Raw genomic sequence first — 12,283 nt, forward strand, 5'->3', positions numbered from 1 at the left:
CCACAGGGTTTGGTGGTGGTTGCTGTTATTGCGGCGTACCCGGGCTATCGAGCTGTTCCAGCATCCATTCCACGAAAAGCCGCACCTTGGGCACTTCCGCCGAATGTTCCGGGTAGGCCAGGTAGTAAGCATCGGTGCTCGGCATCGCATGCTGCCAGGGGATGACCAGTTTGCCGTCGGCCAGTTCTTCTTCCACCAGAAACCGCGGCAGCAGGGCGACGCCGCAGCCGACCTGGGCGGCCCGGATGCACATGTAGAAGGTTTCGAAACGCGGCCCGTGGTAGCTGTGTTCGGTGTGGTAGCCCTGGCTGTCGAACCAGTCATGCCAGGCCTGGGGGCGCGAGGCGTTTTGCAGCAGCACCAGCTCGGCCAGTTGGGTCGGGTCGGTGAAGGCCTGCTCAGGCAGGCTGCCGGGCGCGCAGACCGGCACCAGCTCTTCGTCGAACAGTCTCCGGGATTCGGTGCCAGGGCGTGAACCCTGGCCGAAGTAGAACGCCAGGTCGCTGCGCCCCTGCTGCAAGTCGTCGGCTTCCTGCTCGCTGCGCAGGTCCAGATGAATTTTCGGATGACGCAACCGCCAGCCTTTCAGGCGGGGCACCAGCCAGCGGGCACCGAAGGTCGGAGGCGTGGAAACACGCAGCACTTCGGTATCGCCACCGTAGGAGCGCAGATAGTGGGTGGACATCTCCACCTGGGTAAGGATTTTTCGCACTTCCCCCAAGTACAACTCCCCGGCCGGTGTCAGTTGCAAGCGGCGGCGCACACGCCGAAACAGCAGGTGCTGCAACAGTTCCTCGAGCTGGGCGACCTGTTTGCTGACGGCGCTCTGGGTCAGATGGAGTTCTTCGGCGGCACGGGTAAAGCTCAGGTGGCGAGTCACGGCTTCGAAGCACTGGAGTGCGGTAATCGACGGTAAATAGCGCTTATTGAGCATGACGAGGGCCTTTTTCTTGTTGCTCTATAAATCGAGTCAGGGGCAGCATGAATAAACGGAATGATATCTCGCTTAATGGTCGTTTGTTGGCAAGACTCGGGCCAGCTAAAACTAGAGGCCTGAGCGGACGGCGATGGTCCGTCCGCCAATCTTTTATCGCTCGTTTAGAGGAGTTACCCCATGGTTGCTGCATTGCTTGATCGTCTGGGCGTCAATCCGGCCTTGTACCAGGGCGGCACACAGCCGGTGCATTCGCCTATCGATGGCAGCCGCATCGGCGCCGTGAACTGGGAAGGCGCCGCTGAAGTCGAGCAGCAGGTCAGCCGTGCCGAACACGCCTTCGACCTGTGGCGCCAGGTGCCGGCCCCGCGTCGCGGCGAGCTGGTGCGTCAATTCGGCGACCTGTTGCGCGAATACAAGGCCGACCTCGGCGAGCTGGTGTCGTGGGAAGCCGGCAAGATCACCCAGGAAGGCCTGGGTGAAGTGCAAGAGATGATCGACATCTGCGACTTCGCCGTCGGCCTGTCCCGCCAGCTGTACGGCCTGACCATCGCCTCCGAGCGTCCGGGCCACCACATGCGTGAGTCCTGGCACCCGCTGGGCGTGGTCGGGGTGATCAGTGCCTTCAACTTCCCCGTCGCGGTCTGGGCCTGGAACACCACGCTGGCCCTGGTCTGCGGCAACTCGGTGATCTGGAAACCCTCGGAAAAGACCCCGCTCACCGCCCTGGCGTGCCAGGCGCTGTTCGAACGCGTGCTGAAGAACTTCAGCGACGCACCACCGTACCTGAGCCAGGTGATCATCGGCGGTCGCGATGCCGGTGAGGCCCTGGTGGACGACCCGCGCGTGGCCTTGATCAGCGCCACCGGCAGCACCCGCATGGGCCGTGAGGTGGCGCCGAAAGTCGCCGCGCGTTTCGCCCGCAGCATCCTCGAACTGGGCGGTAACAACGCCATGATCCTGGCGCCGAGCGCCGACCTGGACATGGCCGTGCGCGCCATCCTGTTCAGCGCCGTCGGCACCGCCGGCCAGCGTTGCACCACCCTGCGCCGGCTGATCGCCCACGAGTCGGTGAAGGAAGAAATCGTCACCCGCCTCAAGGCCGCCTATTCGAAAGTGCGCATCGGCCATCCGCTGGAAGGCAACCTGGTCGGGCCACTGATCGACAAGCACAGCTTCGACGGCATGCAGGACGCGCTGGAGCAGGCCCTGAGCGAAGGCGGGCGCGTGTTTGGTGGCAAGCGCCAGCTCGAAGACCAGTTCCCGAATGCCTATTACGTCTCGCCGGCCATCGTCGAGATGCCCGAGCAGAGTGACGTGGTGCGCCACGAAACCTTCGCACCGATCCTGTACGTGGTCGGCTACAAGGACTTCGCCGAGGCCCTGCACCTGAACAATGCCGTGCCCCAGGGCCTGTCGTCCTGCATCTTCACCACCGACGTGCGTGAAGCCGAGCAGTTCATGTCGGCCGTGGGCAGCGACTGCGGCATCGCCAACGTCAACATCGGCCCGAGCGGCGCGGAAATCGGCGGTGCATTCGGTGGTGAAAAAGAAACCGGCGGCGGTCGCGAATCCGGCTCCGATGCCTGGCGCGGCTACATGCGTCGCCAGACCAACACCGTGAACTACTCGCTGGAGTTGCCGTTGGCCCAGGGGATTACCTTCGACTGAGGCCGGATCTTCAATTCGTGGAGATCCTTTGTGGGAGCGAGCTTGCTCGCGATGGCAGTCTGTCAGTCGCACAGTCATTGAATGTGCCGCCGCTATCGCGAGCAAGCTCGCTCCCACACTGAACAGTGTGATGGTTGGGTTTCTTTTTCGGAGTCTGGCAATGCCGTTACGCGAAGAATGTCTGTGGGAAAAACTGACGCCGCAAAGGCCTGAAAACACTGCCCTCACCGGCGAAATCACGGTGGATGTCTGTGTGATCGGCGCAGGGTTCACCGGGCTGTCGGCGGCGGTGCACTTGCTCGAACAAGGCAAGCGCGTGGCCGTGCTGGAAGCCCATCGGGCCGGGCATGGCGGATCGGGGCGCAACGTCGGCCTGGTGAACGCCGGGCTATGGATCCCGCCGGATGACATTGAGGCCGGATTCGGCGAGGCGGTGGGCAGCCAGCTCAACCGCATGCTGGGGGGCGCGCCGGCCCTGGTGTTCAGCCTCATCGATAAATACAACATCGATTGCCAGTTGCGCCGCGAAGGCACCTTGCACATGGCCCACAACGCCCGGGGCGAAGCCGACCTGCGCAGTCGCGAAGCTCAATGGAAGCGTCGTGGCGCCCCGGTGGAATTGCTCACCGGCCAGGCCTGTGCCGAGGCCACCGGCACCTCGAAAATCGCCGCGGCCTTGCTCGACCGCCGCGCCGGCACGCTCAATCCGATGGCCTACACCAGCGGGCTGGCCAAGGCCGCCACGGACCTGGGTGGCCAGTTGTTCGACCATTCGCCGGTGACGCGCCTGGAACGTCAAGGCCAGCGCTGGTCGGTGCAGACCGCCCAGGGTTCGGTATTGGCCGAGCAGGTGGTGATTGCCTCCAATGCCTATACCGAGGGTGACTGGACCGAGCTGCGGCGCAATTTCTTCCCGGGTTATTACTATCAGGTCGCGTCCGTCCCGCTGACCGACGAGGCCGCCCAACGCATTCTGCCGGGCGGGCAGGGCTCGTGGGATACCCGCCAGGTGCTGAGCAGCATCCGCCGGGACAAGGACGGTCGTTTGCTGCTGGGCAGCTTGGGCAACGGCAACCGCAAGCCGACCTGGTTCCTCAAGGCCTGGGCCGACCGGGTGCAGCAACACTACTTCCCTTATCTCAAGCCGGTGGAGTGGGAGTGCACCTGGACCGGTTGCATCGCCTTCACTCCCGATCACTTGATGCGCCTGTTCGAACCCGCTCCCGGGCTGGTGGCCGTGACCGGCTACAACGGCCGAGGCGTGACCACCGGTACGGTGGTCGGCAAGGCGTTCGCCGATTACCTGTGTCACGGCAATACCCAGGCCCTGCCGATCCCGTTCGCCCCCATGCAGCCACTGGCCGGGGTGGGGCTGCGCAGTTGCCTGTATGAGGCGGGCTTTTCGCTGTATCACGCGGGCCAGTGCCTGCGGATCGTCATTTGAGTGTTGAAAGTTGTTGCTGGAAGCCGCGTTTTCCGGCGTAGCGTCTAGCCTGTTATGGTGCGGGTTGTAGCAGTCGCGCACCGACAGTGTGCAGTTCGGTGACGTGGGTTGTTACACAGTGGTTGCACGCCGTTTCGCGCGATGGTTGCAATGATGGCTCATGGAGGGTTTTACCCGTTTGTATAAAAGGTTGCACCTTGTGCGGTTTAGACGGTTGCACGCCCCATGAAAAAGGGCCCGAAACAGTCGAAATAACAATAAAGCAGCGACTTTTTTCAGAATAAAAAACCGATGGCACGGCCCTTGCTCTGAGCTTTTCAGTGAAGTGAAGTCGCAGTGCCAACTAAAAAAAACCTTGGAGCACCACCTCATGTCCCAGACGTTTTACAAGAAAGGTTTCCTGGCCCTCGCAGTGGCAGCTGCGCTGGGTGTTTCTGCGTTTGCCCAAGCTGATGTGAAATTCGGTGTGGCGGGGCCGATGACCGGCGCCAACGCCGCATTCGGCGAGCAGTACATGAAGGGTGCCCAGGCGGCAGCCGATGCCATCAACAAGGCCGGCGGCGTCAACGGCGAGAAAATCGTACTGGTCGCGGGTGACGACGCCTGCGAACCCAAGCAGGCCGTGGCCGTGGCCAACCGCCTGGTCGACCAGGACAAGGTGATCGGCGTGGTCGGGCACTTCTGCTCGTCCAATACCATCCCGGCCTCCGAGGTCTACGACGAAGCCGGCATCATCGCCATCACCCCGGGCTCCACCAACCCACAGGTCACCGAGCGCGGCCTGAGTGCAATGTTCCGCATGTGCGGTCGTGACGACCAGCAGGGCATCGTGGCAGGTGACTACATCGTCGACGTGCTCAAGGGCAAGAAAGTGGCTGTGCTGCACGACAAGGACACCTACGGCCAAGGCCTGGCGGATGCCACCAAGGCACAACTGGCCAAGCGTGGCGTGAAGGAAGTGCTGTATGAAGGCCTGACCCGCGGCGAGAAAGACTTCAGTGCCGTGGTCACCAAGATCCGTTCGGTCGGTGCCGACGTGGTCTATTTCGGTGGCCTGCACCCGGAAGCCGGCCCGCTGGTTCGCCAGTTGCGTGAGCAAGGTCTCAAGGACGTGAAGTTCATGTCCGACGATGGCATCGTGACCGACGAACTGGTCACCACCGCCGGCGGCGCGCAATACGTCGATGGTGTGTACATGACCTTCGGCGCCGACCCACGCCTGCTGCCAGACAGCAAGGCCGTGGTTGAAGAGTTCCGCAAGAATGGCACCGAGCCTGAAGGCTACACCCTGTACGCCTACGCTTCGGTCCAGGCCCTGGCCGCCGGTTTCAATGGCGCCAAGTCCAATAAAGGCGAAGACGCGGCCAAGTGGCTCAAGGCCAACCCCGTCCAGACCGTGATGGGCAAGAAGGAATGGGACACCAAGGGCGACTTGAAAGTCTCCGACTACGTGGTCTACCAGTGGGACAAGGATGGCAAATACCACCAGCTGGAAAAACAGAAGTAAGGGCTGACGCGACCGTCAACGCCGCCTTTGGGAACCGGGCAAACCCCGGTTTCCAAAGGGCGCGTGCAGGTCGTGCCTGGCATTGCTCCGACGTTAATCTGTATTTTCCTTAGAAGAACCGCGCACCCGAAGGTGTGCAGGTTCTCACTGCGTGAGATTGCGTTATGGATGGTATTTTCCTGCAGCAACTGATCAATGGCCTGACCCTCGGGTCGGTCTATGGTCTGATCGCCATCGGCTACACAATGGTCTACGGCATCATCGGCATGATCAACTTCGCCCACGGCGAGGTTTACATGATTTCCGCTTACCTCGCGGCAATCAGTCTGGCTCTGCTGGCTTATTTCGGTATCGAATCCTTTCCGCTCATGATCCTTGGCACCCTCGTGTTCACGATCGTGGTCACCGGGGTGTACGGCTGGGTCATCGAACGCGTCGCCTATAAACCCCTGCGCAACTCCACTCGGCTGGCACCGCTGATCAGCGCCATCGGTATCTCCCTGATCCTGCAGAACTATGCGCAGATCAGCCAGGGTGCTCGCCAACAGGGCGTGCCGACATTGCTCGAAGGCGCCATGCGCTTCGATTTCGGCAGCGGTTTCGTCCAGCTCACCTACACCAAGATCTTCATCCTGATCGCCGCATTCGCGGGGATGGGCGTGCTGACCTACATCATCAAGTACACCAAGCTCGGACGCATGTGCCGCGCCACCCAGCAAGACCGCAAGATGGCCTCGATCCTGGGGATCAACACCGACCGGGTGATTTCCTACGTATTCATCATCGGCGCGGCCATGGCGGCCCTGGCCGGCGTACTGATCACCATGAACTACGGCACATTCGACTTCTATGCCGGCTTCATCATCGGCATCAAGGCGTTCACCGCGGCAGTACTCGGCGGCATCGGTTCCCTGCCTGGGGCCATGCTCGGCGGGATCATCCTCGGGATTTCCGAGTCGCTGTTCTCCGGTCTGATCAACTCCGACTACAAAGACGTGTTCAGTTTCTCGCTGCTGGTGCTGATTCTGATTTTCCGTCCCCAAGGCCTGTTGGGTCGCCCACTCGTGGCGAAGGTATAAGTATGTCTGCTGCCAATAAACCGCTTGATATCAAACAAAGTGTCATCGACGCGATCCTGGCTGGCTTGATCTCGCTGATCGTGTTCGGGCCCATTGTCGGCGTGGTGCTCGACGGCTACAGCTTCAACCTGCAACCGGCCCGCGTCGGCTGGCTGGTGGCGATCGTGATGATCGGGCGCTTCGCCTTGAGCCTGTTCCTGCAAACCCCCAAGGGACTGAAGATTCTCCAGGGTTTCGAAAGCACCGGCTCTGGCGTGCACGTGCTGCCGCCGGACTACAAATCGCGGCTGCGCTGGATCATCCCGGCACTGATCGTGATTGCCATCGTGTTTCCGTTCTTCGCCAACAAATACGTGCTCACGGTGGTCATTCTCGGGCTGATCTATGTGCTGTTGGGCCTGGGCCTGAACATTGTGGTCGGCCTGGCGGGGCTGCTCGACCTGGGTTACGTGGCGTTCTATGCCATCGGCGCCTATGGCCTGGCGCTGGGCTACCAGTACCTGGGGCTGGGTTTCTGGACGGTGCTGCCGCTGGCGGCCATCGCGGCGGCGATGGCAGGGTGCATATTGGGATTCCCGGTGTTGCGAATGCACGGTGACTACCTGGCCATCGTGACCTTGGGTTTTGGCGAGATCATTCGCCTGGTGCTCAACAACTGGCTGTCGTTCACCGGTGGGCCGAATGGCATGCCGGTGCCTTCACCGACTTTCCTGGGGCTGGAATTCGGCAGGCGGGCGAAGGATGGCGGGGTGCCGTTCCATGAGTTCTTCGGCATCGACTACAACCCCAACATCAAATTCCTGTTCATCTACATCGTGTTGTTCATCACTGTGCTGCTGGTGCTCTACGTCAAGCATCGCCTGACCCGCATGCCGGTCGGTCGTGCCTGGGAAGCCCTGCGCGAGGATGAAATCGCCTGCCGCTCCATGGGCCTGAACCATGTACTGGTCAAGCTCTCGGCGTTCACCATTGGTGCGTCCACGGCTGGCCTGGCCGGGGTGTTCTTCGCCAGTTACCAAGGCTTCGTCAACCCCTCGTCGTTCACCTTCTTCGAATCGGCGCTGATCCTGGCGATCGTCGTGCTCGGCGGCATGGGCTCGACGGTCGGTGTGGTGATCGCGGCATTCGTACTCACCGTGGCACCGGAGCTGCTGCGCAGCTTCTCCGAATACCGGGTGCTGCTGTTCGGCGTACTGATGGTGTTGATGATGATCTGGCGCCCGCGTGGCCTGATCCGTATCAGCCGTACCGGCGTGACGCCGCGCAAGGGGGTAGCGCCATGAGCGAAGTCGTACTCAAAGTCGAAAACCTGATGATGCAGTTCGGTGGGATCAAGGCCCTCAGCGATGTCAGCCTGCAGGTCAAGCGCAACTCGATCTTCGCCCTGATCGGCCCCAACGGCGCGGGCAAGACCACGGTGTTCAACTGCCTGACCGGTTTCTACAAGGCCACGGGCGGCAAGATCGAGCTCAACGTGCGTGGCGAGCAGACCAACGTCATCAAGCTGTTGGGCGAAGCGTTTCGCCCGACGGACTTCGTCTCGCCGAAGTCCTTCGCCAGCCGGCTGTACTACAAGATGTTCGGCGGCACCCACCTGGTGAACCGCGCCGGTTTGGCCCGTACTTTCCAGAACATTCGCCTGTTCAAGGAAATGTCGGTGCTGGAAAACCTGCTGGTGGCCCAGCACATGTGGGTCAACCGCAGCATGGTGGCGGGCATCCTCAACACCAAGGGCTACCGCAAGGCCGAAAGCGATGCGCTGGACCATGCGTTCTATTGGCTGGAAGTGGTGGACCTGGTGGATTGCGCCAACCGTCTGGCCGGGGAGCTTTCCTACGGCCAGCAACGGCGCCTGGAAATCGCCCGGGCCATGTGCACCCGCCCGCAGATCATCTGCCTCGACGAACCGGCCGCGGGCCTCAACCCTCAGGAAACCGAAGCGCTGAGCGCGATGATCCGGCTGCTGCGCGACGAGCATGATCTGACCGTGGTGCTGATCGAACACGACATGGGCATGGTAATGAGCATTTCCGATCACATCGTGGTGCTGGACCACGGCAACGTGATCGCCGAGGGCGGTCCCGAGGCGATTCGCAACGATCCGAAGGTGATCGCGGCCTACCTGGGTGCCGACGAAGAGGAACTGGTATGAGTGGACCTATCCTCGAACTCAAGGAATTGGACGTGTTCTACGGGCCGATCCAGGCCCTGAAAAAGGTCTCGATGCACATTGGCGAAGGTGAAACCGTGAGCCTGATCGGCTCCAACGGTGCCGGCAAGTCCACGCTGCTGATGTCCATCTTCGGCCAGCCCCGTGCGGCGGGCGGGCAGATCATCTACCAGGGCGTGGACATCACCCACAAGTCGTCGCACTACATTGCCTCCAACGGCATCGCGCAGTCGCCGGAAGGGCGACGGGTATTCCCGGACATGACCGTCGAGGAAAACCTGCTGATGGGCACCATTCCCATCGGTGACAAATACGCCAGCGAAGACATGCAGCGCATGTTCGAGCTGTTTCCACGGCTCAAGGAGCGCCGCAACCAGCGGGCCATGACCATGTCCGGTGGCGAGCAGCAAATGCTCGCCATCGCCCGGGCATTGATGAGCCGGCCCAAGTTGTTGCTGCTCGATGAGCCGAGCCTGGGGTTGGCGCCGATTGTGGTGAAACAGATCTTCGCCACCCTGCGTGAACTGGCGTCCACCGGGATGACCATCTTCCTGGTGGAACAGAACGCCAACCACGCCCTCAGGTTATCGGACCGGGCCTATGTGATGGTCAACGGTGAAATCCGCCTGACCGGCACTGGCAAGGAACTGCTCGCCAACGAGGAGGTGCGCAACGCGTACCTGGGCGGGCATTGAGGCGGCTGCTGTAATGGAAAAACCGGCGAGAGATCGCCGGTTTTTTTATCTCTTCAAACCACCACCCACCCTTGTGGGAGCGAGCTTGCTCGCGATGAGGGCGTCACATTCAACATGTTCATCGACTGATCCACCGCTATCGCGAGCAAGCTCGCTCCCACAGGAATTTGGGTATGCAGGCAATTGTGGACAACAATCCTGAGCCCCTGCGAAACCGCGACATAAAGTCGCCGCAAACAGTTGTTTTGTCACGGTTTTGACTTGTCCCCGTTTGCTGTGGAACTGGCTGTGGGTAACGTGGGAGTAGCTGGCTGCAAGCCTTATAATCCGTGGCTTGCAGGGCTGTGATCGTTTTTTGATCAGGCGTTTTTGGTCAAGCGGGAGCGGCTGTTGTCAACACTTTTATGAGCGCCGGAATGGACGCCAAAGACAGTGGGCAAGCCTGTGGATAAGTCTGTGACTAAACTCTGGAAAGACCGCGCTGAGCGCCGTCGTTACTGGCTTGGCGCCATCGCCCATTTCGCAGTGGCTTATAGCAGATAACTTGCGCTGCACAACCTCACTTGCAGGGTCAAGCGAAAAAAAATTCCAAATACCCCGAAAAGCCTTGTGCACAGCGGCCTGCGGGATTTGCACTTGCCCCCGATTACTGTGGACGTGCCTGTGGATAAGGTGCGAGCAACCGGCTGCGGGCCTTGTTGGGCGAGGCCTGGCGTGGATTGGTTGTTTTATGAGCAGCCGTGGGCCAAAAGCTCATGCGCAAGCCTTGCCCCTGGCGTGCCAGGCCGGGCATGCTGTGGGCCGATTTCCATTCAATGGCTTTTGAGTTCAAACAAGGAGAACACGATGTCTGACACCCTGTTTATCACCGGCGCGACGTCCGGTTTTGGTGAAGCCTGTGCCCGTCGGTTTGCCGAGGCCGGTTGGAAACTGGTGCTGACCGGTCGTCGTGAAGAGCGCCTCAATGCCCTGTGTGCCGAGTTGTCGAAGCAGACGGAAGTCCATGGCCTGGTCCTGGATGTGCGTGATCGCAAGGCCATGGAAGAAGCCATCGCCAACCTGCCGCCATCCTTCGCCAAGCTGCGCGGGCTGATCAACAATGCCGGCCTGGCCCTGGGCGTCGACCCGGCCCCCAAGTGCGACCTCGATGATTGGGACACCATGGTCGACACCAATGTCAAAGGGCTGATCTACAGCACGCGCCTGCTGTTGCCGCGCCTGATCGCCCACGGCCGTGGCGCCGGGATCGTCAACCTGGGCTCCATCGCCGGCAACTACCCGTATCCGGGCAGCCACGTGTATGGCGCGAGCAAGGCGTTCGTCAAACAGTTCTCCCTGAACCTGCGTTGCGACCTGCAAGGCACGGGCGTGCGGGTGAGCAACATCGAGCCAGGCCTGTGCGAGAGCGAGTTCTCCCTGGTGCGCTTCGGTGGCGACCAGGAGCGCTACAACGCGACGTATGCCGGCGCCGAGCCGATCCAGCCACAAGACATCGCCGATACGATTTTCTGGGTGCTCAACACACCGGCACACATCAACATCAACAGCCTGGAGCTGATGCCGGTGAGCCAGACCTGGGCCGGGTTTGCCATCGAGCGCAACAAAACATAAGACTGCGTTATCGTTCATCGCGGGCAAGCCTTGCTCCCGCAGGCTTGATTCATTCCTGGGAAGTAGGGCTGCTCAAATCCCTGTGGGAGCAAGGCTTGCCCGCGATAGCGGTTTGCCAATCAGCCTAGATAATCGGCCAGCCCGCGATAGCAGGTCAGCAGGTGATACGGCGTGGTGGACGGCATGTCCCGGCGGCTGACGATGCCGTCGGCGTCCAGGCATTCGTTCCAGCCCTTGGCATGCAGGAAGTGTTGCTGCAAAGCCTGCAATTGACGCAGTAACACTCCCTGGTTGCCAGGGCGCAGTGTCAGTGCCCGCAGGTACTCGGCCTGAGCCCAGATGCGTTGGGTGGCATCGCGCGGGCTTGCTTGTGGTTCCTGGTCCAGCATCGCGCACACCGCGCCGGATTCCGGATCGACGCCGCGTTGTTCGGTATGGTCGAAGCTGCGCTCCAGGGCGGTGTGCAGCTTGCCGTTGCGCAACAGCGGCGATGAGGCCAGCAAGTAATACCATTCGAACTGGTGCCCCGGCTCGAACCAGTTATCCACAGCCTTGAGCGGTTTTTCCATCATGACCCGTTGCTGCGGCTCGATGAAATGCTTGGCCATCCCGTCGCACAAGCTCAGCAATGCTTGACGGACGTTGGCGTCTTCGCGGACCGAGAGCGTGGCGAGGAAAGCTTCGGCCAGGTGCATCAAGGGGTTTTGCAACGGGCCGGAGCCGGTCGTTGACCAATCGCGCTTGAGGCTGGCTTCGTAGAGCCCGTCTGCGCTGGCAAAACGTTGGGCGATGACTTCCAGGCTGGCGTTGAGCACCGACTCCACCAGCGGTTCGCGGACCTTGTCCCAGTAATGGGCGCAGGCGAACAGGATGAAGGCATGGGTGTAGAGGTCTTTGCCGGTGTCCAGCGGCGCGCCTTGAGGGTCGATGCTGTAGAACCAGCCGCCGTGTTCGGCATCGTGGAAATGCCGTTGCAGCGAGCGGAACAGGGCGCTGGCCCGCTCCTCGGCCTGGGGGACTTCGCCAATCAGGCTGGCGAACACATACAACTGCCGCGCACAGGCCATGGCGCGGTAGCGCTGGGGCGGCAGCGGCGTATGTCCGGCATCCAGGGACTCATAGGGCAGCGCCAGTTCGGCATTCCAACCCGGGCCTTGCCACATCGGCACGAT

General features: G+C 61.4%; 10 protein-coding genes. 8 read left to right on the forward strand and 2 right to left on the reverse strand.

What is annotated here, in order from left to right:
* Positions 1 to 25 precede the first annotated feature (25 nt).
* Positions 26 to 934 (reverse strand): LysR family transcriptional regulator, encoded by a 909-nt coding sequence (locus J4E53_RS27245; protein WP_060739402.1) that lies wholly within the window; start codon positions 932 to 934, stop codon positions 26 to 28.
* 180 nt (positions 935 to 1,114) lie between these two features.
* Between J4E53_RS27245 and J4E53_RS27250 the strand changes: the two genes are divergently transcribed.
* From J4E53_RS27250 to J4E53_RS27285, 8 genes are all read left to right on the forward strand, one after another.
* Positions 1,115 to 2,605: an aldehyde dehydrogenase family protein gene (locus tag J4E53_RS27250; RefSeq protein WP_072412016.1), complete on the forward strand. Its 1,491-nt coding sequence runs from the start codon at positions 1,115 to 1,117 to the stop codon at positions 2,603 to 2,605.
* A gap of 160 nt (positions 2,606 to 2,765) precedes the next feature.
* On the forward strand, positions 2,766 to 4,049 hold the full coding sequence (locus J4E53_RS27255; RefSeq protein ID WP_060739400.1) for an FAD-binding oxidoreductase: 1,284 nt from the start codon (positions 2,766 to 2,768) through the stop codon (positions 4,047 to 4,049).
* Between the two features lie 370 nt (positions 4,050 to 4,419).
* On the forward strand, positions 4,420 to 5,556 hold the full coding sequence (locus tag J4E53_RS27260; RefSeq protein WP_060739399.1) for a branched-chain amino acid ABC transporter substrate-binding protein: 1,137 nt from the start codon (positions 4,420 to 4,422) through the stop codon (positions 5,554 to 5,556).
* 164 nt (positions 5,557 to 5,720) lie between these two features.
* A complete protein-coding gene (locus J4E53_RS27265) occupies positions 5,721 to 6,635 on the forward strand; it encodes an ABC transporter permease subunit (protein WP_060739398.1) in 915 nt (304 codons plus the stop codon).
* A 2-nt stretch (positions 6,636 to 6,637) separates the two neighbouring features.
* Positions 6,638 to 7,918, forward strand: a complete 1,281-nt coding sequence (gene livM / locus J4E53_RS27270; protein WP_060739397.1) for a high-affinity branched-chain amino acid ABC transporter permease LivM — start codon at positions 6,638 to 6,640, stop codon at positions 7,916 to 7,918.
* Positions 7,915 to 8,787: an ABC transporter ATP-binding protein gene (locus J4E53_RS27275; protein ID WP_060739396.1), complete on the forward strand. Its 873-nt coding sequence runs from the start codon at positions 7,915 to 7,917 to the stop codon at positions 8,785 to 8,787. Before livM ends, J4E53_RS27275 begins: the two co-directional genes overlap by 4 nt.
* Positions 8,784 to 9,500, forward strand: a complete 717-nt coding sequence (locus J4E53_RS27280; protein ID WP_018606262.1) for an ABC transporter ATP-binding protein — start codon at positions 8,784 to 8,786, stop codon at positions 9,498 to 9,500. Before J4E53_RS27275 ends, J4E53_RS27280 begins: the two co-directional genes overlap by 4 nt.
* Before the next feature lie 846 nt (positions 9,501 to 10,346).
* A complete protein-coding gene (locus J4E53_RS27285; RefSeq protein ID WP_103310938.1) occupies positions 10,347 to 11,111 on the forward strand; it encodes an SDR family oxidoreductase in 765 nt (254 codons plus the stop codon).
* Between the two features lie 119 nt (positions 11,112 to 11,230).
* Here J4E53_RS27285 and J4E53_RS27290 read toward each other — a convergent pair.
* Positions 11,231 to 12,283 (reverse strand): AGE family epimerase/isomerase (locus J4E53_RS27290; protein ID WP_207268226.1); only part of this gene is annotated, 1,053 nt, incomplete at its 5' end.

This window comes from Pseudomonas sp. FW305-28 (assembly GCF_017351395.1).
Lineage (GTDB): Bacteria > Pseudomonadota > Gammaproteobacteria > Pseudomonadales > Pseudomonadaceae > Aquipseudomonas > Aquipseudomonas fluorescens_AA.

Bases quoted from the DNA above. Each gene is read 5' to 3' on its own strand.
- J4E53_RS27245 (WP_060739402.1), bottom strand. From the start codon at position 934: ATGCTCAATAAGCGCTATTTACCGTCGATTACCGCACTCCAGTGCTTC.
- J4E53_RS27250 (WP_072412016.1), top strand. From the start codon at position 1,115: ATGGTTGCTGCATTGCTTGATCGTCTGGGCGTCAATCCGGCCTTGTAC.
- J4E53_RS27255 (WP_060739400.1), top strand. From the start codon at position 2,766: ATGCCGTTACGCGAAGAATGTCTGTGGGAAAAACTGACGCCGCAAAGG.
- J4E53_RS27260 (WP_060739399.1), top strand. From the start codon at position 4,420: ATGTCCCAGACGTTTTACAAGAAAGGTTTCCTGGCCCTCGCAGTGGCA.
- J4E53_RS27265 (WP_060739398.1), top strand. From the start codon at position 5,721: ATGGATGGTATTTTCCTGCAGCAACTGATCAATGGCCTGACCCTCGGG.
- livM (WP_060739397.1), top strand. From the start codon at position 6,638: ATGTCTGCTGCCAATAAACCGCTTGATATCAAACAAAGTGTCATCGAC.
- J4E53_RS27275 (WP_060739396.1), top strand. From the start codon at position 7,915: ATGAGCGAAGTCGTACTCAAAGTCGAAAACCTGATGATGCAGTTCGGT.
- J4E53_RS27280 (WP_018606262.1), top strand. From the start codon at position 8,784: ATGAGTGGACCTATCCTCGAACTCAAGGAATTGGACGTGTTCTACGGG.
- J4E53_RS27285 (WP_103310938.1), top strand. From the start codon at position 10,347: ATGTCTGACACCCTGTTTATCACCGGCGCGACGTCCGGTTTTGGTGAA.